25 protein-coding genes and 1 pseudogene are annotated in these 25,955 nt (G+C 59.5%); 8 read left to right on the top strand and 18 right to left on the bottom strand.

Features of this window, described 5'->3' with window-relative positions; genetic code table 11:
- Nucleotides 1–126: 126 nt before the first annotated feature.
- Genes gnd through AC3WRD_RS22980 form a run of 3 tightly spaced genes read left to right on the top strand, consistent with a single transcriptional unit; the run spans nt 127 to nt 3,433 of the window.
- A complete protein-coding gene (gene gnd, locus AC3WRD_RS22990; protein WP_096820310.1) occupies nt 127–1,107 on the top strand; it encodes a phosphogluconate dehydrogenase (NAD(+)-dependent, decarboxylating) in 981 nt (326 codons plus the stop codon).
- On the top strand, nt 1,104–2,627 hold the full coding sequence (gene zwf / locus AC3WRD_RS22985; protein ID WP_102621338.1) for a glucose-6-phosphate dehydrogenase: 1,524 nt from the start codon (nt 1,104–1,106) through the stop codon (nt 2,625–2,627). The genes gnd and zwf overlap by 4 nt, the downstream gene beginning before the upstream one ends.
- Nucleotides 2,624–3,433: an HAD family hydrolase gene (locus tag AC3WRD_RS22980; protein WP_102621337.1), complete on the top strand. Its 810-nt coding sequence runs from the start codon at nt 2,624–2,626 to the stop codon at nt 3,431–3,433. Before zwf ends, AC3WRD_RS22980 begins: the two co-directional genes overlap by 4 nt.
- A gap of 45 nt (nt 3,434–3,478) precedes the next feature.
- Here the strand turns inward: AC3WRD_RS22980 and nhaB are convergent, their stop codons facing one another.
- The 3 genes from nhaB to AC3WRD_RS22965 all read right to left on the bottom strand — a co-directional run bounded on the left by nhaB (nt 3,479) and on the right by AC3WRD_RS22965 (nt 6,910).
- The gene (gene nhaB, locus AC3WRD_RS22975; RefSeq protein ID WP_102621336.1) at nt 3,479–4,981 is read right to left on the bottom strand and encodes a sodium/proton antiporter NhaB; all 1,503 of its coding nucleotides are present in this window, start codon (nt 4,979–4,981) and stop codon (nt 3,479–3,481) included.
- 90 nt (nt 4,982–5,071) lie between these two features.
- Nucleotides 5,072–6,361 (bottom strand): hypothetical protein, encoded by a 1,290-nt coding sequence (locus AC3WRD_RS22970; protein WP_102621335.1) that lies wholly within the window; start codon nt 6,359–6,361, stop codon nt 5,072–5,074.
- A 282-nt stretch (nt 6,362–6,643) separates the two neighbouring features.
- A complete protein-coding gene (locus tag AC3WRD_RS22965; protein WP_096820315.1) occupies nt 6,644–6,910 on the bottom strand; it encodes a hypothetical protein in 267 nt (88 codons plus the stop codon).
- A 344-nt stretch (nt 6,911–7,254) separates the two neighbouring features.
- On the opposite strand from AC3WRD_RS22965, the gene AC3WRD_RS22960 reads away from it, so the two are divergent.
- Entirely contained in the window at nt 7,255–8,580 is a 1,326-nt protein-coding gene (locus AC3WRD_RS22960; protein WP_096820316.1) for a sigma-54 dependent transcriptional regulator, read from the top strand.
- Between the two features lie 81 nt (nt 8,581–8,661).
- Here the strand turns inward: AC3WRD_RS22960 and fapF are convergent, their stop codons facing one another.
- The 9 genes from fapF to AC3WRD_RS22915 form a co-directional block, all read right to left on the bottom strand.
- Nucleotides 8,662–9,969, bottom strand: coding sequence for a fibril amyloid transporter FapF (gene fapF / locus AC3WRD_RS22955; RefSeq protein WP_096820317.1), 1,308 nt, complete (start codon nt 9,967–9,969; stop codon nt 8,662–8,664).
- Between the two features lie 45 nt (nt 9,970–10,014).
- A complete protein-coding gene (fapE, locus tag AC3WRD_RS22950; protein WP_096820318.1) occupies nt 10,015–10,761 on the bottom strand; it encodes a fibril amyloid subunit FapE in 747 nt (248 codons plus the stop codon).
- A gap of 44 nt (nt 10,762–10,805) precedes the next feature.
- On the bottom strand, nt 10,806–11,486 hold the full coding sequence (gene fapD, locus AC3WRD_RS22945; protein WP_096820319.1) for a fibril amyloid maturation endopeptidase FapD: 681 nt from the start codon (nt 11,484–11,486) through the stop codon (nt 10,806–10,808).
- A 63-nt stretch (nt 11,487–11,549) separates the two neighbouring features.
- Nucleotides 11,550–12,572: an amyloid-like fimbrin subunit FapC gene (gene fapC / locus AC3WRD_RS22940; RefSeq protein ID WP_102621334.1), complete on the bottom strand. Its 1,023-nt coding sequence runs from the start codon at nt 12,570–12,572 to the stop codon at nt 11,550–11,552.
- 71 nt (nt 12,573–12,643) lie between these two features.
- Entirely contained in the window at nt 12,644–13,216 is a 573-nt protein-coding gene (gene fapB / locus AC3WRD_RS22935) for a fibril amyloid subunit FapB (RefSeq protein ID WP_096820321.1), read from the bottom strand.
- Between the two features lies 1 nt (nt 13,217).
- On the bottom strand, nt 13,218–13,667 hold the full coding sequence (fapA, locus tag AC3WRD_RS22930; RefSeq protein WP_096820322.1) for a functional amyloid chaperone FapA: 450 nt from the start codon (nt 13,665–13,667) through the stop codon (nt 13,218–13,220).
- 346 nt (nt 13,668–14,013) lie between these two features.
- Entirely contained in the window at nt 14,014–14,538 is a 525-nt protein-coding gene (locus AC3WRD_RS22925; RefSeq protein ID WP_102621333.1) for an AAA family ATPase, read from the bottom strand.
- On the bottom strand, nt 14,535–15,098 hold the full coding sequence (pnuC, locus tag AC3WRD_RS22920; RefSeq protein WP_102621332.1) for a nicotinamide riboside transporter PnuC: 564 nt from the start codon (nt 15,096–15,098) through the stop codon (nt 14,535–14,537). Before pnuC ends, AC3WRD_RS22925 begins: the two co-directional genes overlap by 4 nt.
- 82 nt (nt 15,099–15,180) lie before the next feature.
- Nucleotides 15,181–16,815 (bottom strand): methyl-accepting chemotaxis protein, encoded by a 1,635-nt coding sequence (locus tag AC3WRD_RS22915; protein WP_096820325.1) that lies wholly within the window; start codon nt 16,813–16,815, stop codon nt 15,181–15,183.
- 304 nt (nt 16,816–17,119) lie between these two features.
- On the opposite strand from AC3WRD_RS22915, the gene AC3WRD_RS22910 reads away from it, so the two are divergent.
- Both AC3WRD_RS22910 and AC3WRD_RS22905 read left to right on the top strand, forming a co-directional pair.
- Entirely contained in the window at nt 17,120–17,950 is an 831-nt protein-coding gene (locus AC3WRD_RS22910; protein WP_102621331.1) for an undecaprenyl-diphosphate phosphatase, read from the top strand.
- On the top strand, nt 17,947–18,375 hold the full coding sequence (locus tag AC3WRD_RS22905) for a DUF1294 domain-containing protein (RefSeq protein ID WP_102621330.1): 429 nt from the start codon (nt 17,947–17,949) through the stop codon (nt 18,373–18,375). Before AC3WRD_RS22910 ends, AC3WRD_RS22905 begins: the two co-directional genes overlap by 4 nt.
- A gap of 2 nt (nt 18,376–18,377) precedes the next feature.
- Here the strand turns inward: AC3WRD_RS22905 and AC3WRD_RS22900 are convergent, their stop codons facing one another.
- Both AC3WRD_RS22900 and AC3WRD_RS22895 read right to left on the bottom strand, forming a co-directional pair.
- Nucleotides 18,378–18,737 (bottom strand): MmcQ/YjbR family DNA-binding protein, encoded by a 360-nt coding sequence (locus AC3WRD_RS22900; protein ID WP_096820328.1) that lies wholly within the window; start codon nt 18,735–18,737, stop codon nt 18,378–18,380.
- Nucleotides 18,734–19,642 carry a LysR substrate-binding domain-containing protein gene (locus tag AC3WRD_RS22895; RefSeq protein ID WP_096820329.1) on the bottom strand — a complete coding sequence of 303 codons (909 nt, stop codon included), beginning with the start codon at nt 19,640–19,642 and terminating at the stop codon, nt 18,734–18,736. The genes AC3WRD_RS22900 and AC3WRD_RS22895 overlap by 4 nt, the downstream gene beginning before the upstream one ends.
- 127 nt (nt 19,643–19,769) lie before the next feature.
- Here AC3WRD_RS22895 and AC3WRD_RS22890 point away from each other — a divergent pair, with 127 nt between their 5' ends.
- Nucleotides 19,770–20,381: an FMN-dependent NADH-azoreductase gene (locus AC3WRD_RS22890; protein WP_096820330.1), complete on the top strand. Its 612-nt coding sequence runs from the start codon at nt 19,770–19,772 to the stop codon at nt 20,379–20,381.
- 236 nt (nt 20,382–20,617) lie between these two features.
- Nucleotides 20,618–21,655, top strand: coding sequence for an alpha/beta hydrolase family protein (locus AC3WRD_RS22885; protein ID WP_102621329.1), 1,038 nt, complete (start codon nt 20,618–20,620; stop codon nt 21,653–21,655).
- Between the two features lie 4 nt (nt 21,656–21,659).
- Here the strand turns inward: AC3WRD_RS22885 and AC3WRD_RS22880 are convergent, their stop codons facing one another.
- From AC3WRD_RS22880 to AC3WRD_RS22865, 4 genes and pseudogenes are all read right to left on the bottom strand, one after another.
- Nucleotides 21,660–22,847, bottom strand: coding sequence for an MFS transporter (locus AC3WRD_RS22880; RefSeq protein WP_102621328.1), 1,188 nt, complete (start codon nt 22,845–22,847; stop codon nt 21,660–21,662).
- Nucleotides 22,848–22,991: 144 nt separating this feature from the next.
- Nucleotides 22,992–24,578 (bottom strand): ABC-F family ATPase, encoded by a 1,587-nt coding sequence (locus tag AC3WRD_RS22875; protein WP_096820333.1) that lies wholly within the window; start codon nt 24,576–24,578, stop codon nt 22,992–22,994.
- Between the two features lie 12 nt (nt 24,579–24,590).
- A pseudogene (locus tag AC3WRD_RS22870) lies at nt 24,591–25,055 on the bottom strand (tyrosine-type recombinase/integrase); the annotation flags it as partial.
- 79 nt (nt 25,056–25,134) lie between these two features.
- On the bottom strand, nt 25,135–25,524 hold the full coding sequence (locus AC3WRD_RS22865) for a hypothetical protein (RefSeq protein ID WP_102621326.1): 390 nt from the start codon (nt 25,522–25,524) through the stop codon (nt 25,135–25,137).
- Between the last annotated feature and the right edge of the window lie 431 nt (nt 25,525–25,955).

Below are 25,955 nucleotides of genomic sequence, written 5' to 3'. Positions count from 1 at the left end.
GACGTTATCAGTCTGGATCGGGCACAATGCCCGGAAACTTCACACCGACGCTCTGGACTAACCTCCATGAGAGCGTTGGGCTATAACCTTTGACACACTTTTATTTGTAGTAAGGAGCATCAGCACATGCAACTCGGGATTATTGGACTGGGCCGCATGGGCGGCAATATTGCACGGCGTCTGATGCTCAACGGTCACACCACCGTTGTTTACGACCGCAATACCGCCTTTGTCGACACCCTGGCCGCCGAGGGCTCTACCGGAGTCGCCGATCTTCCTGCACTGGTCGCAGGCCTGGCCAAGCCGCGTGCCGTGTGGGTCATGCTGCCGGCCGGCGCGCCGACCGAAGACACCATCGAAACCCTGAGCACTCTGCTCGAGGCGGGCGACACCATCATCGATGGTGGCAACACCAACTATAAGGACGACATCCGCCGGGCCAAGACCCTGGCCGAGAAAGGCCTGCACTACATCGACGTCGGCACCTCCGGCGGCGTCTGGGGCCTGGAGCGTGGCTACTGCATGATGATCGGCGGCGATGCCGAGACCGTTAAGCGTCTGGACCCACTGTTCGCCGCTCTGGCGCCAGGCATGGGCGACATCCCGCGCACCAAGGACCGCAAGTCCGATGACTCGCGTGCCGAGCACGGCTACATCCACGCAGGTCCTGCCGGCGCCGGTCACTTCGTGAAGATGATCCACAACGGTATCGAGTACGGCATGATGGCGGCCTTCGCCGAAGGCTTCGACATCCTCAAGACCAAGTCCAGCGAGCGCCTGCCGGAAGATCAGCGTTTCGACCTGAACGTGGCTGACATCGCAGAAGTCTGGCGTCGTGGCAGCGTGGTGTCGTCGTGGTTGCTCGACCTGACCGCCGACGCCCTGGCCAGCGACCCGAAACTCGACGGTTTTTCGGGCTCCGTGGCTGACAGCGGCGAAGGCCAATGGACCATCGAAGCGGCCATGGAACAAGCGGTGCCGGTCCCGGTGCTGTCCAACTCGCTGTTCTCGCGCTACCGCTCCCGCGGCCAGGGCACCTTCGGCGACAAGATCCTCTCGGCCCAGCGTTTCGGCTTCGGTGGCCACGTGGAGACGCCTAAGAAATGACCCATACGATCCGCAGGAAATCCAAGGCAGACCCCGCGCCACCGACCACGCTGTTTCTGTTCGGCGCCCACGGTGATCTGGTCAAGCGCCTGCTCATGCCGGCGCTGTACAACCTGAGTCGCGACGGCCTGCTGGATGATGGCCTGCGGATCGTCGGCGTTGACCACAACGCCATCACGGATGAAGCCTTCGCCAAAAAGCTCGAAGACTTCATCCGCACCGAAGTGGCGGCGAAGGTCGGCAAGGGCGATCAGATACTTGATCCGGCCTTGTGGGCCAAGCTCGCCAAAGGTATCAGCTACGTCCAGGGCGACTTCCTGGACGACAGCACTTATTCCGCGCTGGCGGCGAAAATCGCCGACAGCGGCACCGGCAACGCGGTGTTCTATCTGGCCACCGCGCCGCGTTTCTTCAGCGAAGTGGTGCGCCGTCTCGGCAGCGCCGGTTTGCTGGAAGAAAACCCCGAAGCATTCAGAAGGGTGGTGATCGAAAAACCGTTCGGCTCCGACCTGCAGACCGCCGAGGCGTTGAACGCCTGCCTGCTCAAGGTCATGTCGGAAAAGCAGATCTACCGGATCGATCACTATCTGGGCAAGGAAACCGTGCAGAACATTCTGGTCAGCCGGTTCTCCAACAGCCTGTTCGAAGCGTTCTGGAACAATCACTACATCGACCACGTGCAGATCACCGCCGCTGAAACCGTTGGCGTCGAGACCCGTGGCAGTTTTTACGAACACACCGGCGCCCTGCGGGACATGGTGCCCAATCACCTGTTCCAGTTGCTGGCGATGGTGGCGATGGAGCCACCGGCCGCGTTCGGCGCCGATGCGGTGCGGGGCGAGAAGGCTAAGGTGGTCGGGGCGATCCGCCCGTGGACCATTGAAGAGGCGCGGGCCAACTCGGTGCGCGGTCAGTACGGCGCTGGCGAAATCGACGGCAAACCACTGGCCGGTTATCGCGAAGAAGCCAACGTCTCGCCCGAAAGCACCACCGAAACCTACGTGGCGCTCAAGGTGATGATCGACAACTGGCGCTGGGTGGGCGTGCCGTTCTACCTGCGCACCGGCAAGCGCATGAGCGTGCGCGACACCGAGATCGTCATCTGCTTCAAACCGGCGCCGTATGCGCAGTTCCGTGACACCGAGGTCGATGAGTTGCAGCCGACCTACCTGCGCATCCAGATCCAGCCCAACGAAGGCATGTGGTTCGACCTGCTGGCGAAACGGCCGGGGCCGGCGCTGAACATGGCCAACATCGAACTGGGCTTCGCCTACAAGGATTTCTTCGAAATGCAGCCGTCCACCGGCTACGAAACCCTGATCTACGACTGCCTGACGGGTGACCAGACGCTGTTTCAGCGCGCCGACAACATCGAGAACGGCTGGCGTGCGGTGCAACCGTTCCTCGATGCCTGGCAACAGGACGCGAGCGTGCAGAGTTATGCCGCGGGCGAAGACGGGCCTCAGGCTGCCGATGATCTGCTGACTCGCGATGGTCGCGTCTGGCATGGTCTCGGATGAGTGAGCCGATCCGTTTTCTGTTGAGCGACATGGACGGCACGCTGTTGCTGCCCGATCACAGTCTGAGCCAGCGCACCATTGATGCCGTTCGTGCGCTGCGTGAGGCGGGCGTGTTGTTCAGCCTCGCCACCGGGCGCCCGCCCAAAGCCATGTTGCAGCAGATCGAAGCCTTGGGCGTCGATCTGCCGACCGCCGCCTTCAACGGCGGCACGATCGTCAACCCGGACGGCAGCATTCTGGTCGCACATTACCTGCCGGCCACGGTAGCGTTGACGGCACTGGCGCTGTTCGCCGATCAGCCGGATGTCGAAATCTGGGTGTTCAGCGGTGGTGACTGGCTGCTCAAGGATCCCCACGGACCGATGGTCCCGCGTGAGCAGCATGGCCTCGGTTATCCGCCGGTGGTGGTCGACAGTTTCGAGCCGTACCTGGAGCATATCGACAAGATCGTGGCGACCAGCAACAACACCGGACTGTTGATCGAGCTGGAGGCACGTTTGCTGGCGAAGGTCGAGGGCATGGCGCAGGTGTCGCGTTCGCAACCGGTGTATCTGGACGTGACGGCACTCGACGCCAACAAGGGCGCGGCTCTGGCTACTATTGCCGGTCATCTCGGCGTGCCGCTGGCGCAGACCGCAGCGATTGGCGATGGCGGCAATGATCCGGCGATGTTCCATGTCGCCGGACTGTCGATCGCCATGGGTCAGGCAGAAGACGCCGTGAAGCGTCAGGCGGACGTGGTGACCGGGCCGAACACCGAGGACGGTGTGGCTCAGGCCATCGAGAAATACATGTTACCGCTCTGATCGACGCATAAAAAAACGGGAGCCCAAGGGCTCCCGTTGTTGTTTCTACAGCCAGTAACTCACGGCATACCAGCCCAGCAACCCCATCACCACGGTGTAGGGCAACGCCATCCACACCATTCGCCCGTAGGACAACCGCACCAGCGGTGCAATCGCCGACGTCAGCAGAAACAGAAACGCAGCCTGACCATTGGGCGTCGCCACGCTCGGCAGATTGGTGCCGGTGTTGATCGCGATGGCCAGCGTCTCGAAATGTTCACGGCTCATATGGCCTGACAGGAATGCCTGTTTGACCTCGGTGATGTAGATCGTCGCCACGAACACGTTGTCACTGATCGCCGACAACAGACCGTTGGCGATGAACAGCATCCCCGGTTGCTGCTCGGCGGGCAAGGCCAGCACCCACTGAATCAGCGGCGCGAACAGTTGCTGATCATGGATCACCGCCACCACGGCAAAAAACACCACCAGCAAGGCTGTAAACGGCATGGCGTCCTTGAACGCGCTGCCCAGTCGATGCTCGTCAGTGATGCCGGTGAAAGCGGTGATCAGCACAATGACCATCAAACCGATCAGGCCCACTTCGGCGATGTGGAACGCCAGCCCGGCAATCAGGATCAATGCGGCTACGCCCTGTACCAGCAGCGCGGCACGTTGACGCGGGGTGCGTTCGGCATCGTCTTCGCTGGCGTAATTGGCGAGAACGGTGCGGACGTTGTCCGGCAGCAAGGTGCCGTAGCCGAACCAGCGCAGCTTCTCCAGCAACATACAGGTCAACAGACCGGCCACCAGCACTGGCAGGGAAACCGGCGCGACCTTGAGGAAAAACTCGGCGAAGTGCCAACCCATCTCATGGCCGATCAGCAGGTTCTGCGGCTCGCCAACCAGCGTGCAGACGCCGCCCAGCGCAGTGCCGACGGCGCCATGCATCAGCAGACTGCGCAGGAACGCGCGAAATTGCTCCAGATCCTCGTGATGCAGCTTGGGCAGGTGTCGGTCGTCGCTGAATTCGCTGTCCTGACGCGGATCGTTGCCGGAGGCGACCCGGTGGTAGACCGAATAGAAACCGACGGCGGCGCTGATGATCACGGCGGTCACGGTCAGTGCGTCGAGAAAGGCCGAAAGAAACGCCGACAAGAAGCAGAACATCAGCGCCAGCAGCATCTTCGAACGCACGCCCAGCAGCAGGCGCGAGAACAGAAACAGCAGCAGATCCTTCATGAAGTAGATGCCGGCGACCATGAACATCAGCAGCAGAATCACCGGAAAATTGTGCTGCAACTCTTCGTACAGCGCCTGGGGCGTGGTCATCTTCAACAGCAGGGCTTCGATCAGCAGCAAGCCGCCAGGCATCAGCGGATAGCACTTGAGCGCCATGGCCAGGGTGAAAATGAATTCGATCACCAACAGCCAGCCTGCGGCGACAGGACCTGCCGACCACAGCACCACGGCGTTGAGAATCAGGAACCCGACGATGCACGCCTTGTACCAGCGGGGCGAATGCCCGAGAAAGTTGTGCGCGAACGCCTGGGCCATCGAACCGGACATCGGTTGCTCCTTGCTTTAAGAAGCGCGCAAGTTGCCGTAAGCGTTGAGCAAGATCAAGCGCAGGACGTTTCGATTTCCGGATTTGCCGTTTTATGGGTTCAGATAGCGCGCCACCACGGCGCGGTAGTTGCCATCCAGTGAATAACCGCCGACCAGAATTCCACCGTGCGGTTGCAGTGCCAGCGATGTGGCGGTGTCGAGACTGCGGCCCAGTCGCGTACGCAGCCAGCCGTGACCGGCACCGAAACTTTGGTCGAGACGACCGTCGGCCAGATAGCGGGCGACGATGAAATCAGCCTCGACCCCGCCAATCGTCGCGCCTGTCGCGATGAGTCGACCGTCCGACATACGTTGCGCAGCACTCCACTGGCAGCCGCTGGGGCCGATGTCCAACAGGTTGGGCTGACCGTTGTTGCAGTGCAGGTCTGGGCGACCATTGCTGTGAATTGACAGCGCCATGCACCGGATCGGGTCGCGGCTGCTGCCAAAGCAATGCAAACGGTCCATGGACTGGATGACCTGATTGACCAGCGCACTGTGCCCCTGGGCCTTGAAGGCCAGGAATCCGTCCAGCGCAAAGCGTTCGTCGAGCTGCCCGTCCGGCAGGTAACGTGCGAGCAGGCCTTCCTGGGGGAAGTCGATCGCGCCGGCCACCACGATTCGCCCGTCTTCCTGCAGCAACAAGCCCCCCAGCCAGGTGTTGAGCAGCAGGTGCCGGACCATCACAAAACCTCGACCATTGAAGGTTTCGTCAAGATTGCCGCTGGGCGTGACGCGGATCAGCATGCCGACATGGTCGGCCAATGAGCAGTGGTGGTTGGCAATCAACAGAATATGCCCGTCATCCTGGACGGCGAAATCGCAGGCTTCTGCCCCCGGAACGCCAGGCGGCAGCCAGGTGTCGCGGGTGCCCATGGACAGATCGCCGGGCAAACGCACGATTTTCCGGCCGTTGTCGCCGAAGTCCAGGGCGGGTCGGCCGTGCGCATCGAACAGCGCCAGGGCGGGCAACGTGCGATGTTCGGATTCGTAATGCAGACCTGCCAGCAGGATTCGCCCGTCAGGCAAGACCTGGAGCTTGCTGCCCGTGGCTTCGAAGCCGGAGGTGAACTGGCCGATCACGCTGCCCTGAAAGCCGAAGCCAAGATCCGCAGAGCCATCATCCAGTAGACGCGCCAGGCCGAAACGGCTGCCTTGAGGGGTGACGACCTTGGCGGCGACCAGGATGCGACCTTGCGGGTCGAGCGCTACGTGTTGAGTCAGGCTGGACGTGCTGCCGGCAAAATAAACCTGAGCCACGCCGTTATTGGCAAATGTCTTGTCGAGTTGTCCGGCGTTATTCGCTAGCGCCGGGAGCGCAATAGCGGTCTGGGTTGACATGCATGCTTCTCCTTGCGAGTTGACCGATACCCGGGAGCCGGGTTGGCAACTGCATGAGCGAAACATTCAATCCCTGTAGACGCACAAGTACAACTGACAGAACTAACAGGTGGAGGGTCGTACTGTGCCAGAACAGTGTCTTTTGGAACCAGTCGCAAGCCTGCCAAGCATTCAGGTGCGAAAGTATTTGGGGAAGTTGTACAAGCAGGCTGAAGTTTAAAAAGATTCGGCAACTAACAGAAAAGGGCGGATGGCTCGAAAACCATCCGCATCGCCCTCGAATCAGTGCGGCATCGACCAGGATTGCAGTGCGTAACCCTCGTCGCTCAGTTCAGCGCGAGCCTGTTGCAACAGGTATTCAAGTTGAGCTGGATCGGAATAGGCACTGCTTGGAATGCGGGTGCGACCAATCTGCGAGTTGGTGCGGTCGATAACGGTCAGGCTCAGTTCGCCATTGCCGTCTTGTGGGGCCCAGGCCACGCATTGGAAAGGTTTAAATGCGTGGTTGGCAATCAAAAGAGCTTCGTTGATACGGAGCGGGGCGGTCATGGGGTCTTCTCTCTATAGTGCCCAATCAAGTGATGTGCCGTCGGTTGGGCTTACCGTTCGGCGAGTTACTTGTACTGATGCACGCAACCCGCTGGCGGGTCACACCGAATTTGAAGAAATTTCGACTTTCTTACATACAATCAGTCATCCGACAGTTTTTGAAAGCCTGGTGAAAGATTCAAGTCGATAGCTAACTAATAAAGCAGCTTCTTATAACTGCTTCCCTTGTACATCTATAAGCAATCGATACAAGGCGCCGTCAAATTCTTGCTAATGTTACAGCCAGGTCTGCCAAATGACTGTTTTTACAATCATTTCCTATAATTTGGCGCCAAGGAACAGTCATGAGCGAAGCGCCTGCATTACGACGTTTATTGGTCGTCGACCCTTGTGACGACTGTCACCGATTACTGCCCGGTTTACGCGCTGTCGGCTGGGACGTAGACAGTTGCAGCCTGGAAAATGCCGCTGACCGCAGTTGCGATGTCGGCCTGTTGCGATTGCAACCTTTTCACCTGGAACGTCCCGAGGCGGTCAAGGAACTGATCAGCCGCAGCGGCACCGAATGGATCGCCGTACTGAATCAGGAAGTGCTGCGCCTGCAGAATGTCGGGGATTTTGTCTGCGAATGGTTTTTCGACTTTCATACCTTGCCGTTCGACGTGTCGCGGGTGCAGGTCACCCTCGGCCGGGCGTTCGGCATGGCACGCCTGCGTGGCCAGGGCACGATTCACGTTGATCAGCCGGAACACGAGTTGCTGGGGGACAGCAAACCGATTCGCGAGCTGCGCAAACTGCTGAGCAAACTCGCTCCTACCGAGTCGCCGGTGCTGATACGTGGCGAAAGCGGCACCGGTAAGGAACTGGTCGCCCGCACCTTGCATCGGCAATCGCAACGGCACAGCAAACCGTTCGTGGCCATCAACTGCGGGGCGATTCCCGAGCATCTGATCCAGTCCGAGCTGTTCGGCCACGAAAAAGGCGCGTTCACCGGCGCCCATCAGCGCAAGGTCGGGCGCATCGAGGCCGCCAACGGCGGCACCCTGTTTCTGGACGAAATCGGTGATCTGCCACTGGAACTGCAAGCCAATCTGCTGCGCTTCCTCCAGGAAAAACACATCGAGCGAGTCGGCGGTAGCCAGCCGATCCCGGTGGATGTCCGGGTATTGGCGGCCACCCACGTCGACCTGGAAGCCGCGATCGAGAAGAAGCGCTTCCGTGAGGACTTGTACTACCGGCTGAATGTGCTGCAAGTCGTGACCGCGCCATTACGTGAGCGCCATGGCGACCTGTCGATGCTGGCCAACCACTTTTCCCATTTCTACAGCCATGAAACCGGCCGTCGTCCGCGCAGTTTCAGCGAAGACGCGTTGATCGCCATGGGTAAACACGACTGGCCGGGCAATGTCCGTGAGCTGGCCAACCGTGTACGCCGGGGCTTGGTGCTGGCCGAAGGGCGGCAGATCGAGGCCCGTGACCTGGGGCTGATCAGCCAACAGTCGATTGCCACACCGATGGGCACCCTCGAAGACTACAAGACCCGGGCCGAACGCCAGGCGTTGTGCGATGTGTTGAACCGGCACAGCGACAACCTCAGCGTGGCCGCCAAAGTGCTGGGGGTTTCACGGCCGACGTTCTACCGCTTGCTGCATAAACACCAGATCCGCTAGGGCGCGGTGCTTCTTCCGGCAAGAAGCTGAAAAGGCCCGCTGCGATGCAAGTCGCAGGGGGCCTTTTCATAGTGTCGCGGTTTAGAAGTAGTACGGGAATTTCAGGCTGAAGGAAAAGTCCGGGGCATCGTCGGTCATGCCGATGGACAGGTTAGGTACGATGGTCAGGTTGTCGGTGGCCGCAATGGTCATGCCGACGTTGAAGTAACCGGCGTTGGCGTCACTGGACACCACCGATTCCCAGTCCGCGCCATCCTGTTTCAACTTGCTCTTGCGTTGTACAAGGTCAGAGACCGAGAACGACATACTCATTTTTTCGTTCAGTGCGAAGGCTATGCCTGCGCCGATCTGGAAGCTGTCGCCGATACGGACCTTGCCCGGGGTTTTCTGGTTGACCGTGGAACTGATGTCGTCAAACGATTCCTCCAGGTTGTGGGTGTAGGACAAGCTGCCGAACAACACGGCCGGGTCAAACGTCTTGACCAGCGAAACACCCGGAGTGATCGACCAGACGCCGTTGCCGGTCGGCAGGGTGTCAGGCACGAACAGGTTGGTGTTGGCGTCGGTCTGACGCAGCTTGATACCGAACGGGTCCTTGCCGGTCGGGGCTTTCACCCGCAGGGTGACCACCGCGTCCGGGGTGTTGGCCGACTCGTCCAGGAACTTGTAGGCGATGCCGAAGTTGACGTCGCCAATGGTCGGATCCCGCGAAACATCCTGTTCCGTGGTGACGTTGGCTGCGCCCTGATTGCCGCCGCCCGACTGATAAGTCGAATCGCGATACACGACCGGCACGTTCACGTCGAACTGCCAGCGGTTATCGAAGTTGTAGCGGCCCGTCAGGTCGAGGGTCCAGGTATCGGCCTTGATCCGGTCGAGGTTGATGTTGCCCAGAAAGATCGAGTCCAGTGCCAGGAAGCCGTTGAGAATCAGCTGGCGAGTGTCATAACGCGAATAGGTTATGCCGGTTTCAAAGCTGAACTTGCCGCCGCCAAAGAAGCCGCTGGCCTCGTCGTACAGGTTGGACACACTCTGTGCAGGTTGCGAATCGTCGGCAAGCGACTGGCCGTAAGAAGCGCCACTGCCCCCGGCGGCGCCCCCCGACGCTGCTGCGGCCCCGGTACCGGTGGCCACTTTCGGATTGCCTTTCATGTCTGCTGGCGATTTGGCCAGACGTTTGGGTGGTGGGGAAGCCGGTTGATCTTCGACCTGGCGGACCCGTTGCTCGAGTACCGCCAGGGCTTTTTGTTGTACTTCGTATCGTTGCTTCAGCTCCAGAAGTTCCTGTTTCAGGGTCTCCACATCCGCATCGGGTGCTGCTTGCAGCATCGCCGCGGGTAGAAGAGTACTCAAACATACAGCGGCACGCAGTGATACTGATCGATACATGAATAAGCCGTCCCTTTAAGCCCAATGATCGAGACTCAGCGTAGTTCAATATCCGATATTGCGTAGTGCTCTGAGTTGACTCAAATTGCAGTCAAGCGCGCCGGCGCTCATGCCGTTATTACTAAGGACAACATTGAGTTGCGTCAGGTTGTTGACGACGTTTGCATTACCGAGCAAACGGGTGTTTTGCAGCAGCCCGCCCTGGGCTACCTGTTGCAGGGCTGTGCCCTGATTGCCTGCGGCCTGGATGGCCATTTGTACGCCACCACCGGTGGCCGAAACGGCGACGCTGCCGGCGGCATTACTGCCGGAAATCGTTTGTCCGGCCATCAAGGCTTGCCCTTGAGCCGGTATCAGCGCCGGTGCCTGGTTGGCTTCCGAAACGTTGATCGCAACGTTGTTGTAGGCCGAGTTGCCGTCGCCGGCGGCGCGAACGCTTTGTGTCACGCCTTGGGAACTGTTGAGTCCTGCGCCACCAATGACTGAGCCGGTACCCGTTTGCAGGGTGCTGCCGTTACCGGTTTCCTTGATGGTCGAGACATAGAATTCGGGTTTTACGGTTGCTGCCTGTAGTTGCATCGCGGTTGAGGCCCCGATCAGATCTCCGCTGGCGTTGCGCCAGGTACTGCTCATGACGATGCCGAAGCTGATGATCCGCCCCGGCATGACATAACGACCGCGAAGCTGTGACAGCTCCGAATCCTGGATTTCGATGGGTTTGAATCCTGCATTGGCATAGCCTGAAGCACTCGCTGCCAGGCAGGCAGCGGCCAGCCAGTATGAGGTTTTCATCTGCTGCTCCCGGGACATCCAGCCCCATTCTTTATAATCGGCGATTAAAAGAAGTCGCTCTGTATGAACCCGAAGTCCATCAATTCAGCATCTTTGACGGGGTTGAAGTTATCCAGCTTGTTCTTGGCGGTCAGCGGTGCCGGAGGACTGCGTAATGCATTGGTCTTGTCGTATCCGGGGCCGACGATGGCAAAGACAATGCCGTTCCAACCTTTGACAAAGTCATCATGTTTGTAGCGTTTATGGCCGAGAACCGGGTCTCCGATGTAAACCCAATCCTTGTCCGCTCGCTGCAGCACGACGAAATGCTTGTAGCCGCGAATTTCCATCAGTACCACCACCGGGATAGTGACCGCGTCGAGTTTTTCCGGTGGAATCTTGTAGCCCCTGGCGCGCATGCCGATGCTTTCTATGTAGCGCTTCATGTCCAGCATGGAAAAACCTTGAGTACGGACAAGGTCCTGGTCAGCGTTGACCAGCATGCCTTTGATGATGTGCTCTTCATCGACGTCGAGCCAATAAGCCTGGCGCAGTACCGTAGCCAGTGCGGCGGCGCCGCAGCTGAAATCGGTTTTTTGTTCGACGATGTCGGAAAACTTGCGCTCACGAATGCTTTGCACGTTTTTGTAGACCAGTACGCCACCGGGCAGGGCAGCCACGGGCATCTGGGCAGCCTGGGTCAGACCAGAGAGGCAAAGCAGGGCGAGGAGGGCAGTCTTACGCATGATCGATACGCCTTTGCGGACTGAGGAAAAGCCCCGTTTCCGGGGCTTTCGTTTCGATCGCGATTACATGCAGGCTTTGCAACCTGCAGCGATGGACAGCGAGTTGCTTTGTTGGTTGCCAACGCCAGCAGCGTTGTTGAAGCCACCGTTACCCGACCAGCCATTGCCAACGTTGGTCATGCTGGCATTGTTGGTGACAGGGTTTTTCCAGCCGTCTGGGGTCATCACTTGTTGAGTGGTTACGCCAGCCAGACCGAAGACACCCACAGCAACGAAGTCAGATTTCTGATCTTTGCCGCCGCCGTTGCCGCCGTGGCCTCTGTCGTCGTTGCCATAACCGCCGTGACCATGACCATGATCATCGTCTTTGGTGGTTGCGGTGCCTGCGGCCACGAATACGCCGCCTGCGGTAAATGTGCCAGTGAGCGTATCTTTTTTGTAGGTCTGGGTGCCGTTGTTGGCCACTTGAAGACCGGTGGTGCTTTGGTTGGCGGCAGCAGCGGCTTGCGCTACACGACCACCGGACACAGCGATTGCCAGGTTGTTTTTCTGTTGGTTGAAGTTGCCGGCAGCGTTGTTCACGCCAATGTTACCCGAGCCGCTGTTGCCGACGTTGTTCAGGCTGGCGTTGGCAGTGCTGGAGTAGTTGGCGACACCGTTGTTGGTGTTGACTTGAGTCGCGCTGGAGGCGGATACGGCGGAGCCGAAGATGAAGCTTTCGTCAGCGGTTGCCAGAGCAGCGGCGTTGTCTTGTTGGTTGCCATCGCCAGCGGCGTTGTTCACCCCGATGTTGCCGTTGGCGCCATTGACGGCATTACTCACGCCAGCGTTGTTTTGGGTGCCCTGGTTCAACACGGTGTTACCGCTGTTGTTTTGCACATCAAGCACTGCGGCACCGGCGCCTGCGCCGATTTGCAGCAGTTCTTCCAGGGTTGGGCCTTTTGGATCATGGTCATGACCATGCCCATTGCCGTGCCCGTTACCATGACCGTGATTGTTATCATCACGACCGCCTGCCTGTGCTGCGATTGCCATCACTGCTGCGAGAGCGAAAACCAGTGGTTTGAGGGCCATTGTAGGTTTCATGGTGTTTCTCCGTCGTGCTTATTAGTTGGTTAAGTGTTGGTACTTTCTAATTGCACTGCTTCTTGTTTGGGTCAGTCAGCGACCCGGATGCTCAGGGTGTTAGCCATTCGGTTCCCCACCCCGGCACTCTGGTTCACCTGGATTACCCCTCGGCTGCCGGTGAAGGCCTGATCACTTGTCGTGACCTGGCGACTGCCGGGTGAGGTACCAGTTGCTCCTGAGCTCGGTAACAACGCCACGTTCTGTTGGGAAAGGGCGCTATCGTCAACGCTCTGCGGCGCAGCGCTGATGCTGATGCGCATGGCGTTGGCCATCTGGTTGTTGGCCCCGGAACCCTGGTTCACGCCCAGTGCACCGTTGCCGTTACTGAATGAGGTACCGCCGATGGTGGAGCTCGCGTTGATCGAGCGGTCGGCGGGGGTATCGAGTTTCTGGTGAATGGTGGTGGTGGCGCTGGCCGACGTGCCGATGGCAATCGACTTGACGTTGGTCTGTTGCTGTTGGTCGCCGGCGGCCTGGTTGACGTTGAAGTTGCCGTTGTACTGCACGCCGGAGTTCTGAATGTTGGCGCTGTCCACGGCGCTCGGATCGGCCATGACGCTGGTGCAGCCAAGCAGAGCAAGCAGGAGCAGGGAACGATTCATCTTATTGGCCTCCGGCCATGCGGGTCAGCGGAGCCAGACCGGTGCTGAGGGAGCGGTTGATGGTGTTGGAAATCGTGCCACCGCTACCGCCGCCATGACCGGCTCCCATGCCGGGCAGACCGTTTGGATTGGTCAAGACGTTGGTGCCGGGCAGGCTTGACCCTACGGCCATGTTTCCGCGAATGGATGCGCCACTGGCTACACTGGCAAATTCACCGTCACTGAGTTCGGTGCTGGTCATTGCCTGGTCGATACGACCCGAAGGGTTGGCATTCACGGTGGTCGGGTAAGGGTCTTTGCCGGGAGCGCTGCGTCCGATGGGGATGGGCTGGACGTCGCGATTGAGCACGATCACGCCATTGCCTTCGGCCTGAACGTTGAAACTGAGGAAAGTGCTGGCAGCTGATCCGATCAGCAGAAGGCAAGTGAAGGCTTTATTGAAATTTCCCACGGCGGCAATTCCTTCTTCAGTGGGCTGGGCCTGGTCAGCGTTGTGAAGGAGAGAGCGAAAGCTGTGCCGCTTTTTAAATATTCAAGGATCTCAATGGGTTGGATGGATGGCGTGCAGCCTTGATACAAAAGCTGTTTCACGATTGAAACAACCCTCTGTCGGTGCGGGTGGCTATAGTCGTTGCAAAGCTCTGGAACAAGGGTTTGCGAGCATGTGTTTCACAGGCGTAACAAGTCGGGTGACAAAGCGATGAAGGCCGTTGAGACGGGCACTTTGCACCCAAGGGAGTGTTTCAGGATCGGACACTTTGACCCCAAAGCAGGGGAAACCGACCCGGGAAACGGGGTCAGCCTTGCAGCAGGTTTCGCACGGCGTCGAAAGCTTGAATCTGCCGTGCGGCCCAGTCGCCCTGAATGATCCGGACCGGTTGGCGATGCTGCTCCAGCCAGGCCTTTGTGGCGTTGTAGAACGCCAGTCGTTCACTCAGTTGCGGCTGGCAGCGTTGGCCATCGTCAGTCCAGTCGATCTGCTCCGGGGAGAGCAACAGGTGCAGGTCGTAATGGCGGGCCAAAAGCTCTGTTTCCAACCAGGCCGGGCACTCGCCGAACAATGTCTGGCTCCACAGCATATTGCTCAGCAGGTGCGTGTCGAGGATCAGCAGCGGCGGTTGTTGCGCTCGTGCGTCGTCTTCCCATAGCAACTGGCCGCGAGCGATCTCGGGGATATCGGCGAGGCAGGTGTCCCGTGGATTCTGCTCGATGAACCAGCGCACGTACTCGTCCACCTGCAGGCCGCCGAACTGTTGCTGAAGACCGGCCGCCAGCCAGCTCTTGCCGCTGGACTCCGGCCCGGTGAGGACGACGACTTTCATGTGCGCAACGCCGGATCGGCGCGCCATTCCCGCCAGCCCAGCACCGCGATCAGGGTGAACAAGGCGTACAACGCAGCGGTGAGGTAAAGCGCCTTATAAAGGAACAGGCCGACGAAGATCACATCCAGCACGAACCACAATGCCCAGCATTGCAGGCGCTTGTGGGCCATCCAGAATTGCGCGACGAGGCTGAAACCAGTCAGTGCGGCGTCGAGCCAGGGTTGCGCGGCATCGGTCCAGTGCGCCATGGCGGCGCCCAGCAGCAGACTGCCGACGCTGCCGATGGCCAGCCCTTTGAGGATTGAAGGCGTGTCGAGCCGGCTGACCTGACGGCCGTCATGCATCGTCCCGGCCCGGGTCCATTGCCACCAGCCGTAGACTTGCAGGGCGGCGTAAACCACCTGCAGCAACATGTCCGAATACAGCTTCACCTCGAAGAAGACCCAGCTGTAGAGCAACACCATGACCAGCCCGATCGGCCAGCACCAGGGATTCTGTTTGACCGTCAGCCAGACGGCGATCACACCGAGGGCGGCGGCAAACAGTTCGAGCCCGGACATGCAAGATCCTTGGAGGGAGTAAAAGAGGGGGCGGATTGTACCCAAAAACCTGTGGGAGTGAGCCTCCCACAGGGCAACAACGTCAGACGCGGAACTGGCGCAGCAATCCGTTCAACTGCTCGCTCAACTGGCCCAGCCGCACACTGGCGGCACTCGACTGCTCAGCGGCCATTGCGGTGCTGTGGGACAGGCCGGCGGCCTGGGTGACGTTCTGGTTGATGTCCTCGACCACGTGCGCCTGTTGCAGGGTCGCACTGGCGATCGACGCGTTCAGGCCGTTGAGGTTGCGCAGCGCCTGGCCGATGGCATTCAGGCTCGCACCGGCCAGTCCGGCCTGCTCGATGGTCAGTTGCGAGGCCTTGCTGCTGTCACCGATCACTTTCACGGCGGCTTCGGAATGGTTTTGCAGACGCTCGATCATCGACTGGATTTCCGCCGTGGATTTCTGCGTGCGTTGCGCCAGCAGGCGGACCTCATCGGCCACCACCGCAAAACCACGCCCCTGTTCGCCGGCACGGGCGGCTTCGATGGCGGCATTGAGCGCCAGCAGGTTGGTCTGTTCGGCAATCGAGCGGATTACCTCCAGAACGCTGCCGATCTGCGTGCTTTCGGTCGCCAAAGTACGAATGACTTCGACCGCCTGATCGATGGTGCCGGACAGCTTGTCGATTTGTTGCAGGCTGCCGTCGATGTTGATCTGGCCCTGTTGCGCCTGCGCCTCGGCATCACGCATTTCGTTGGCGGCATGCTCGGCGTTCTTCGCCACATCCTGCACGCCGTAAGTGACTTCGTTGATGGCGGTCGCCACCAGTTCCATCTGCTGCGACTGTTGCTGGCTGCGCTGCTGGGCCTGACTTGCGTCATTGCCCAGTTCAGTGGAGGACTGGCCCAGCGCACTGGCCGACACCTGCAAATCGCCGATCACCCGGCGCAGCTTGGCGGTGAAGGCATTGAAGTGATGCGCCAACTGCGTGACTTCGTCCTGACCGTGGGTGTCGAGGCTGCGGGTCAGGTCGCTTTCGCCGCTGGCGATGTTGGCCATGGCGTTCACGGTTTCCTGCAACGGGCGGACGATGCTGCGGGCAATCAGGATCACCAGCACGCCCATGATCAGTGCGATCACCAGGCCGACGACGGAAGCCTTGATGACCTGGCCCTGAAACTCGGCCTGTACATCGTCGACGTACACGCCGGAACCCAGTACCCAGCCCCATGGCTCGAACAGTTTCACGTAGGAGGTCTTGGCCACCGGTTCACTGGCACCGGGTTTCGGCCAACGGTAGTCGACCATGCCGGCGCCCTTGGATTTGGCGATGGCAACCATTTCGTTGAACACCGCAAAACCGTCCGGATCGCGGATCGCCGAGAGGTTCTGGCCTTCAAGTTTGGGATTGGTCGGGTGCATGACCATCACGGGCGTGAGGTCGTTGATCCAGAAGTAATCGTTCTGGTCATAACGCAGGCCGCGAATCGCGGTCAGTGCCTGCTTCTGGGCGGCGTCGCGGGTCAGGGTTCCGGCCGCTTCCAGTCCCTGGTAATAGGTCAGCAAACCGCTGGCGGTCTGCACCACGTGTTGGGTTTTCTGGGCCTTGGCGTGATACAGGTCATCGTGGATCTGCTTGAGCATCAACAGGCCCAAGGTCAGCAGCATGACCACCGCCACAATCAAGATGAGCCACAAGCGTCGGCTGATCGACACACTGCGCAAGCTGTTCATAACGCTGTCACTCCGATTTCTTTTTCTTGTAATAAATCACCGCCAGCATCCAACCACGTTTCCATGGCCGGGCATACGCGACCCAAGTCGTAGAACGCGGCAGCGCTATTACGGCTTGTCTGATAGGATTTCGGCCCCGCGCGTGAAAACCTGAACCCAAGTTGCCATTTCACGGAATTTTGACTGTTTCGTGTGGATCCTTTGCGCGCGGAATCGGTACAGCAACAAACAGCTACGCTGAACGCAGTGAACGTAAAAAAATACTATCGGGGCATGCCGCTGAGCATCGCTCTTTGGGGGATTGATGGATCTTTGGACCGCCTTGCAGGCACTGATTCTTGGAGTTGTAGAAGGGCTGACGGAGTTTTTGCCCATTTCCAGTACCGGACACCAGATCATTGTCGCCGACCTGCTGAACTTCGGTGGCGAACGCGCCATGGCGTTCAACATCATCATCCAGCTCGGCGCGATTCTCGCGGTGGTCTGGGAGTTTCGCCGCAAGATTCTCGACGTGGTCATCGGTTTGCCGACTCAGCCGAGTGCGCGACGCTTTACCGCCAACCTGCTGATCGCCTTCCTGCCCGCCGTGGTGCTGGGCGTGATCTTTGCCGATCTGATTCACAAGTACCTGTTCAACCCGGTCACCGTGGCGACGGCGCTGGTGGTGGGCGGCATCATCATGTTGTGGGCCGAGCGTCGGCAGCATGAAGTGCACGCCGAAACCGTGGACGAGATCACCTGGAAAGATGCACTGAAGGTCGGCTTTGCCCAATGCCTGGCGATGATCCCGGGCACCTCGCGCTCCGGCTCGACCATCATCGGCGGCCTGTTGTTCGGCCTGTCACGCAAGACCGCCACCGAGTTCTCGTTCTTCCTGGCGATGCCGACCATGGTCGGTGCGGCCGTGTACTCGGGCTACAAGTACCGCCATCTTTTCGTGCCGGCGGACTTCCCGGTGTTTGCCATCGGTTTTGTCACGGCGTTCGTTTTCGCCATGATCGCTGTTCGCGGCTTGCTGAAGTTCATCGCCAGCCACAGCTACGCGGCCTTCGCCTGGTACCGGATTGTTTTCGGCCTGTTGATTCTGGCGACCTGGCAATTCGGCTGGGTGGACTGGGCGGCGGCCAAGGCATGAATGACTCCCGCGCACGCCGGCCGGATCGCGGTCCTTCCGGTGGCAGCATCCAGCATCTGAAGTTGAAGCTGATGGTGTTGCTGATCGTCTGTGCGTTGCCGCTGTTCGGTTCGCTGTCGATGTGGCTGCGCGGAATCTCACTGGTACCGCTGACGGCCTACGGAATTGTCAGCGTGCTGGCGTTCTTCCTGTACTGGGCCGACAAGCGCAAAGCTCGCGCCGAGGCCTGGCGCACCCCGGAGAACGTCCTGCACGCCGTGGAACTGGCGGGCGGCTGGCCGGGTGCGTTGATCGCCCAGCAAGTATTCCGGCACAAGACGCGCAAGGTGTCGTTTCAGATTCTGTTCTGGGTGATCGTCGCGCTGCACCAGGTGTTCTGGATCGATCAGTTGTTCCTCGGCTCGAACCTGTTGGCGCTGGGTTAGGGCTACAGCAGCAAACCCACCTGGGTTTTCTTCGGCAGCTTGCTCACCACCAACTGGTGAGAACGTTGCAGCAACCCTCGCAGTTCCTCGGCGCCCAAAGGGTAGGGCGGGTGCATGATGATCCACTGCGCCCGTGCCAGATACGGCGCCGGGTGAATGCCCGGCCGGTCGCAATGACCGAGAAACAGATCCTTGTCGACCTTGAACGCCAGCGACTCACCGCGCAGCCCCTGCAGGGCGAACATCTTGTTGCCGGCAATCGAAAACACCCGCACGCCGCCCCATTTGTAGTCTTCTTGAGCGCCGGGCAATGCCAGGCAAAAATCCGCGACGTCCGCTTCGCTCAACTTTCCTTGTTTCATAACAATCGCTCTCCACAGGCATTAAACGACTCAACCAGATGATCGATCCAGGCACGCACCGCCGGCATCACTCCTCGCCGGTGCGGATACACCGCTTGCAACCAGCCGCCGGGCAATGACCATTCCGGCAGCAACTGCACCAGCGTGCCGTTGTTCAGTTCCGCTTCGCAATACATCATCGGCAGCAGGGTGAAACCCTGGCCGGCCAGCACGCAGGCCTTGCGCACGATAAAGTCGTCGATCCCCAGCCGGGCCTCCAGCGCCAGATCGCAACTTTTGCCGTGCTGATCGAGCAGGCGCACATGCACCATGCGATCGGCTTCCAGTGCGCCCAGCACCGGCAGGTTTTTCAGATCCTGCGGGTGATTGATTTCCAGACCCTCTATAAAAGAAGGACTCGCCACGACCACCATTTGCGCCTGGCGCAAACGGCGGGTGACCAGCATCGGCTCTTCGGTGCCGTGCTCGCGCACGCGCAGGGCCACGTCGATGCCTTCGGTGATCAGATCGACCCGGCGATTGATCAGGGTGACTTCCAGTTGCACCTGCGGGTACTTGCCCAGGAAGTTGCTGATCACCATCGGCAGCATTTCATGGGCAAGCCCCGTCGGGCTCGAAACCCGCAGACGTCCACGGGGCTCGCTGGACATACTGGCCACCGTCTCATCAGCCATTTCCGCTTCCAGCAGCATCGCCTGACAATGACGCAAATAGCGCTCGCCAACCGCAGTCAGCTTCAGTTGGCGGGTGGTGCGTTGCAGCAAGCGCGCGCCGAGGCGTTCTTCCAGTTCGGCGATCCGCCGCGAGAGTCGCGACTTGGGAATGCCCAGCAAACGGCCGGCAGCGGCAAATCCGCCGGCCTCGACCACTTTGGCAAAATAGTAGAGATCGTTGAGGTCTTGCATGGGGAAATCCGACTGTTCTATCAGTGGGACAAACTATCGCATTGTTGCCGTCTAATCAGCTATTGGTTTCGTAGGTAGGATTGTCTCCATTCCGTCGCCACCGGCGATTCTTTCCAGGAGATTCCAAATGAAACTGCTGCACATCGATTCGAGCATTCTGGGCGACAACTCCGCTTCCCGTCAGCTGAGCACCGAAGTCGTCAAAGCCTGGCAAGCCGCTGAGCCAGCTGCTGTCGTGACCTATCGCGACCTGGCTGCAGACGCCATCAGCCACTTTTCGTCGACCACTCTGGTCGCCGCCGGCACCACCGCTGAACTGCGCAACGCCGCACAACAGCACGAAGCCGAGCTGAGCGCCACCACCCTGGCCGAATTCATCGCCGCTGACGCCATCGTCGTTGCCGCGCCGATGTACAACTTCACCGTTCCAACCCAGCTCAAGGCCTGGATCGACCGCATCGCCGTCGCCGGCCAGACCTTCCGCTACACCGAAGCCGGCCCTGAAGGCCTGTGCGGTGGCAAGAAAGTCGTGATCGTCTCCACCTCGGGCGGCATTCACGCCGGTCAGGCTTCGGGCGTTGCTCACGAAGACTACCTGAAACTGGTGTTCGGCTTCCTCGGCATCACCGACATCGAAATCGTCCGTGCCGAAGGCCTGGCCTACGGCGAAGAAGTTCGCAACAACGCCATGAGCGCGGCTCACACCCGTATCAGCGAGCAACTGTTCGCCGCTGCGTAAGGCTTTCGTAAAGAACAGCTCTCGTTCAGGCAATACCCAAAAAACTCTGTATTCTGGCTCTGCAAGGGCCAGATGCGGAGTTTTTTGTTTCCGACTGTTACATAATCTGGCCCGGGTTATGCAGTCTGATGATCAACGTCTGAGTGCAACGCCGCGCCGGATCACCGAACCTCGGAGTTTCGGGCGTCGTAACACAACGGATCTTTCGATTGAGTAACAACAGGGTGGGGCATCCCATGATGCGTCTTTGTGCAACGTTACTGATTTGCCTGCTCGGCAGCCTGAATTCAGTGCACGCAGCCCCCGGCCAGCACCCGCGCTGGAGCGTCGGTTATCACGAGATGACGTTCCTCGACCCGCTCGACCTGCAACCGATGCGCGCCATCGCGTTCTACCCCTCCACCGACCGCGAACACATGAGCCTGCTCGAGGGTTACTCGGTCGAAGCCGGCGAAGACACCAAGGTCGCCCTCGGCCGCTTTCCGATGCTGATGCTGTCCCACGGCAACACCGGCACGCCACTGGCGCTGCACGACCTCGCCACATCGCTGGCCCGCAAGGGCTTTGTGGTGGTCGCGGTGATTCATCCCGGCGACAACTCCAAGGATCACAGCCGCCTCGGTACCTTGAGCAACCTCTATGGGCGCCCGATCCAGATTTCCGAAGCCATTACCGCCACCCTCGGTGACCGTATGCTTGCACCGTTCGTGAACGCCGATCAGGTCGGCGTGATCGGTTATTCGGCGGGGGGCGAGACCGCGTTGATTCTTTCCGGCGCGCAGCCTGACCTGGATCGCCTGCGCCGTTACTGCCAGGAACGTCCGGACGACCGCGACGCCTGCAACACCCAGGGCGAGCTGATCGTTGATCGCGATGACTTGCAGCCGGTGGCCGATCCGCGCGTGCATGCGTTGCTGCTGATGGCGCCGCTGAGCCTCAAGTTTGGTCGTCACACCCTGGCCGACGTGCATGTGCCGGTGCTGCTGTACAGCGGCGACGGCGACAAACTGGTGGCCTTCGACAAGAACGCTGCCGCCCTGGCGCGCAAACTGCCGACTGCGCCGGACTTCAAGTTACTGGCCGGGGCAGGGCACTTCGTGTTCATGGCGCCGTGCAATGAAGAGCAGATTCGTGCGATGCCGGCCCTTTGCACTGATGCCGATGGCGTGGATCGCGAAGACATTCACCGCAACCTGATTTCCGAGGCCGGGCGGTTCTTCTCCCATGCGCTGGGCAAACCGGATCGGGCCGGGATGCAGACGGCGGATCAGTAAAGGCTCAGGCCATCGCCCGACGCTTGAGCCACAACGTCAACGCCAGTCCGGTCACGGACAGCAGCGCTGCGATCAGGAAAATCCACGAATACCCCAGATTCAACGCCACCGCGCCCATCAACGGCCCGGCAATCGCCAGCGCCAGATCGAAAAACACCGCGTAGGCACTCAGCCCGGCCCCGCGGCTGGAGTTCGGCACTTGCTTGATCGCTTCAACCCCCAGCGCCGGATACACCAGTGACAGACCAAACCCGGCCAGGCCAGCGCCAATCAGTGCATACCCGGTCGACGGTGCGAGCCACAGCAGCAACAGGCCGACGGTCTCGATGCCCATGCAGGCGATGGCGGACGCAAAGCCGCCAAATCGAGCGATGGCGGAAATGAACAGCAGCCGCGACAGGATGAAGCACACGCCGAACACCGTCAGGCAGTACGCCGCACCGGTCCAGCCGCGATTGAGGTAATAAAGGGTGATGAAGGTGGTCAGGGTGCCGTAACCGATCGAGGCCAGGCTCAAGCTGGCACCAAATGGCGCTATCCGCCCGAACACCGCCCAGAATGGCAAACGCTCGCCACGCACCACCGGCACCGAAGGTTTGTTGCGGATCAACAGCAGGGCACCGGCCGCCAGTACCGATAATGCGATCCCCAGGCTGGTAAAACCGTAATCGGCCACCATCAGCACGCCCAGCGGTGCGCCGATCGCAATGGCGCCGTAAGAAGCAATGCCGTTCCAGCCGATGGAGCGGGCGGTGTGTTCCGCGCCCACTTGGCCCATGCACCAACTGATGGTGCCGACACCGATCAAGCCCTGCGCAATGCCGAGCAGCAAACGCCCGGCGATCAAAATGATCAGGCTCGCGAGCGGGAAGTCCTGCAGCAGTGTGGAAATCAGCGTCAGCAAGCCGCTGAGCACAATCCCCGACAAGCCATAAACGATCGCCCGTTTGGTCCCGACGGTATCCGACATGCGCCCGGCCATCGGCCGGCTGAGCAGGGTGGCCAGGTACTGCGAGCCAATCACCAGCCCCGCAACGATAGCGCTGAAACCCAATTGCTCATGTACATAGCCGGGCAACACCGCAATCGGCAGACCGATGCAGAGGAAGGCAATAAAGGTATAGAAAACGATGGAGACGATCTGCAGGGTGATCGCCATGGAGCTTTGCGGTGGCTGTTGCTGCGCAGACATGAGGACTCGTTCGCGGGCGGCGGTGGGAGAGTCCGCATCATGGCTTGGCGCTGAAATAAAAGGAAGCAGGCTAACTATTTTTCCTCGGCGCAAAAAAAAGCCCCGTCACAAGGACAGGGCTTTCCGTTTACAGCTCGAATCGACTTAGAACACCACGCCTTGGCTGCGCAGGTAATCGTCGTAGGTGCCGCTGAAGTCGGTCACGCCGTTCGGGCTCAGCTCGATGATGCGCGTGGCCAGGGACGATACGAACTCACGGTCGTGGCTGACGAAAATCAGCGTGCCCGGGTAGTTTTCCAGCGCCAGGTTCAGCGCCTCGATCGATTCCATGTCCAGGTGGTTGGTCGGTTCGTCCATGATCAGCACGTTCGGCTTTTGCAGGATCAGCTTGCCGAACAGCATGCGACCTTGCTCACCACCGGAGATCACCTTCACCGACTTGAGGATCTCGTCGTTGGAGAACAGCATCCGGCCCAAAGTGCCGCGAATCATTTGCTCGCCCTGAGTCCACTGACCCATCCAGTCGAACAGGGTGACGTCGTCTTCGAAGTCGTGAGCGTGGTCCTGAGCGTAGTAGCCCAGTTCGGCGGCGTCGGTCCACTTGATGCTACCGGCATCCGGCGTCAGTTCGTTGACCAGGGTGCGCAGCAGGGTGGTCTTGCCGATACCGTTCGGGCCGATGATCGCAACGCGCTCGCCAGCTTCAACCTGGAAGCTGAAGTCCTTGAACAGCGGCTTGCCGTCGAAGCCTTTGGCCATGTGCTCGACGATGACCGCCTGGCGGTGCAGCTTCTTGTTCTGGTCGAAGCGGATGAACGGGCTCACCCGGCTCGAAGGCTTGACTTCGGCCAGCTGGATCTTGTCGATCGCCTTGGCGCGGGAAGTGGCCTGCTTGGCTTTCGAGGCGTTGGCCGAGAAGCGGCTGACGAACGATTGCAGTTCCGAGATCTGCGCTTTCTTCTTGGCGTTGTCCGACAGCAACTGCTCGCGGGACTGGGTCGCCACGGTCATGTATTCGTCGTAGTTGCCCGGGAACAGGCGCAGCTCACCGTAATCCAGGTCAGCCATGTGAGTGCACACGCTGTTCAGGAAGTGACGGTCGTGGGAGATGATGATCATCAGGCTGTTACGCTGGGTCAGAACGTTTTCCAGCCAGCGAATGGTGTTGATGTCCAGGTGGTTGGTCGGTTCGTCGAGCAACAGCACTTCCGGATCGGAAAACAGTGCCTGCGCCAGCAACACGCGCAGTTTCCAGCCCGGCGACACTTCGCTCATCGGGCCGAAGTGTTGCTCGATGCCGATCCCCAGGCCCAGCAACAGTTCGCCGGCACGGGATTCGGCGGTGTAGCCGTCCATTTCAGCGAATTCGGTTTCCAGTTCGGCCACGGCCATGCCGTCTTCTTCGCTCATTTCCGGCAGCGAGTAGATGCGATCGCGCTCGGCCTTGACCTTCCACAGCTCTTCGTGACCCATGATCACGGTGTCGATCACGGTGAATTCTTCGTAGGCGAACTGGTCCTGGCGCAGCTTACCCAGACGCACGTTCGGCTCGAGCATGACCTGACCGCCGGACGGATCGAGATCGCCGCCGAGGATTTTCATGAAGGTCGACTTGCCGCAACCGTTGGCGCCGATGAGGCCGTAACGGTTACCCGCGCCGAATTTGACCGAAACGTTTTCGAATAGCGGCTTGGCGCCGAACTGCATCGTGATGTTAGCTGTGGAGATCAATTGCTTTACCTATCAATGGGTTGCGAGCCGCACATCTGGCGCTTGGGCCATTCCTGGGGCATTTTGGAGCTTTTCCATCTCTCCCCGGTCGCCACTGGAATTGAGCCAGCGGGCATAGGTCGAGAGCAGCATCTGGACGCTGTGTCCAAGCTGTTGGGCTATAAAGGCGGGATTCATGCCAGACATTACGCATATTGTCGCATAAGTATGACGGCAGTTGTACGGCGGCCGATAACGAACCTTCAGCCTTTCCAGCGCAGGGCCCCATCGTTTGTACAGATCCGACGTCTGCTTGATGTCTTCGCTCTTCCTGGAAGGCCGGAACACGCAGAGCTTAGTCTCGACCTTGCCAATCCCCTTGGCGCGTCGGTGGGTGTTCTGGCGGGCAAGCTCGAGCGCGTGGGGTGCGCGTTCGTTCAGTAGCACAAACCGATCCTTGCCGGTTTTGATTCGTTCCTCGAGCATGCCGTAGCCCAAGGAAACCCTGAAGGCAAATAGCAAAAATAACTGCCCACAGAAAGGGGCAGTCAGGGATGTTGTGTTTCGGCTTCGGTTGTCAGGCCAGCAGATACGCAATAGATGCGATGGTGGCAGCGTATGCTGTTAGTGAGTAGTAAAAGATGGAGTGCTGAGCTTTTTTGAGATCATCTTTTGTAACCATTTGCAGGAGAATTGAATTTGCTTTTTCTGTGGCTTCATTTGTTTTGATAGATGTCAGGTTTAGCTTTTCCTGGATTTTCTCAAGAATGGCTGCCTGATTTTTGGCTGGAGTAACATCGTGGATTAATGCCGCCTTTGCTCTTTGGCGAATGGACAGCGGGGCGCTTTCATCCAGAGCGATCGAAGAGGCGAAAGCGACAACGGATTCGGGTTGTAAAATATCTGCAGTTGCTGCGTTATTGGTTAAGTTAATCTTGCCTGTGAGTGACCCGACTTCTTGATTCATTTAATGCCCACTCCTTGAGCGATGTTTCTAGCGTATTAATATTTCGTATCCCCGCTTTCATGCGGTCAGGATGCTTTCCGGTGGGCATCATAACGTGATGTCAGGCATACGTCGCGACAACTTGCTTGACCCTTTCAAGGGATGTAAAAGCAATGCATTCTCACCCACTTTATATGTGAGGTGTTGCTGTCTCCGCTTGTCGCTTGTGGTTGAACTGGATGTCACTGCGCGAGTCCTAGAGGGCAGTAAAATCAACCCTTGTGGATGCCATCATGCGTTTAAAAAAGAAAAACCTCGTTGTCGTCATGTCGTGCGTAATGATGTTTGCGGCGGCGCCGTTATTGCCTGCTGAACTGTCCATCGTGGCTTCTGCCTTTGCCAAGGATGGTGGTGGTCATGGCGGTGGCGGCGGTGGCGGAGCAGGTGGTGGC

Source organism: Pseudomonas sp. FW215-R2 (assembly GCF_058789255.1).
This window is presented reverse-complemented; position numbering and strand designations above follow the sequence as displayed.

Excerpts from the sequence above, each read along its gene's own strand:
- AC3WRD_RS22970 (WP_102621335.1), bottom strand. The coding sequence starts at position 6,361 with ATGTCAACCCAGACCGCTATTGCGCTCCCGGCGCTAGCGAATAACGCC.
- AC3WRD_RS22895 (WP_096820329.1), bottom strand. The coding sequence starts at position 19,642 with ATGCAAGACCTCAACGATCTCTACTATTTTGCCAAAGTGGTCGAGGCC.
- zwf (WP_102621338.1), top strand. The coding sequence starts at position 1,104 with ATGACCCATACGATCCGCAGGAAATCCAAGGCAGACCCCGCGCCACCG.
- AC3WRD_RS22865 (WP_102621326.1), bottom strand. The coding sequence starts at position 25,524 with ATGAATCAAGAAGTCGGGTCACTCACAGGCAAGATTAACTTAACCAAT.
- nhaB (WP_102621336.1), bottom strand. The coding sequence starts at position 4,981 with ATGTCCGGTTCGATGGCCCAGGCGTTCGCGCACAACTTTCTCGGGCAT.
- AC3WRD_RS22910 (WP_102621331.1), top strand. The coding sequence starts at position 17,120 with ATGGATCTTTGGACCGCCTTGCAGGCACTGATTCTTGGAGTTGTAGAA.
- fapF (WP_096820317.1), bottom strand. The coding sequence starts at position 9,969 with ATGTATCGATCAGTATCACTGCGTGCCGCTGTATGTTTGAGTACTCTT.
- AC3WRD_RS22960 (WP_096820316.1), top strand. The coding sequence starts at position 7,255 with ATGAGCGAAGCGCCTGCATTACGACGTTTATTGGTCGTCGACCCTTGT.
- AC3WRD_RS22900 (WP_096820328.1), bottom strand. The coding sequence starts at position 18,737 with ATGAAACAAGGAAAGTTGAGCGAAGCGGACGTCGCGGATTTTTGCCTG.
- AC3WRD_RS22915 (WP_096820325.1), bottom strand. The coding sequence starts at position 16,815 with ATGAACAGCTTGCGCAGTGTGTCGATCAGCCGACGCTTGTGGCTCATC.
- AC3WRD_RS22880 (WP_102621328.1), bottom strand. The coding sequence starts at position 22,847 with ATGTCTGCGCAGCAACAGCCACCGCAAAGCTCCATGGCGATCACCCTG.
- pnuC (WP_102621332.1), bottom strand. The coding sequence starts at position 15,098 with ATGTCCGGGCTCGAACTGTTTGCCGCCGCCCTCGGTGTGATCGCCGTC.
- AC3WRD_RS22925 (WP_102621333.1), bottom strand. The coding sequence starts at position 14,538 with ATGAAAGTCGTCGTCCTCACCGGGCCGGAGTCCAGCGGCAAGAGCTGG.
- fapD (WP_096820319.1), bottom strand. The coding sequence starts at position 11,486 with ATGCGTAAGACTGCCCTCCTCGCCCTGCTTTGCCTCTCTGGTCTGACC.
- fapC (WP_102621334.1), bottom strand. The coding sequence starts at position 12,572 with ATGAAACCTACAATGGCCCTCAAACCACTGGTTTTCGCTCTCGCAGCA.
- AC3WRD_RS22965 (WP_096820315.1), bottom strand. The coding sequence starts at position 6,910 with ATGACCGCCCCGCTCCGTATCAACGAAGCTCTTTTGATTGCCAACCAC.
- AC3WRD_RS22885 (WP_102621329.1), top strand. The coding sequence starts at position 20,618 with ATGATGCGTCTTTGTGCAACGTTACTGATTTGCCTGCTCGGCAGCCTG.
- AC3WRD_RS22980 (WP_102621337.1), top strand. The coding sequence starts at position 2,624 with ATGAGTGAGCCGATCCGTTTTCTGTTGAGCGACATGGACGGCACGCTG.
- gnd (WP_096820310.1), top strand. The coding sequence starts at position 127 with ATGCAACTCGGGATTATTGGACTGGGCCGCATGGGCGGCAATATTGCA.
- AC3WRD_RS22890 (WP_096820330.1), top strand. The coding sequence starts at position 19,770 with ATGAAACTGCTGCACATCGATTCGAGCATTCTGGGCGACAACTCCGCT.
- fapB (WP_096820321.1), bottom strand. The coding sequence starts at position 13,216 with ATGAATCGTTCCCTGCTCCTGCTTGCTCTGCTTGGCTGCACCAGCGTC.
- AC3WRD_RS22905 (WP_102621330.1), top strand. The coding sequence starts at position 17,947 with ATGAATGACTCCCGCGCACGCCGGCCGGATCGCGGTCCTTCCGGTGGC.
- fapE (WP_096820318.1), bottom strand. The coding sequence starts at position 10,761 with ATGAAAACCTCATACTGGCTGGCCGCTGCCTGCCTGGCAGCGAGTGCT.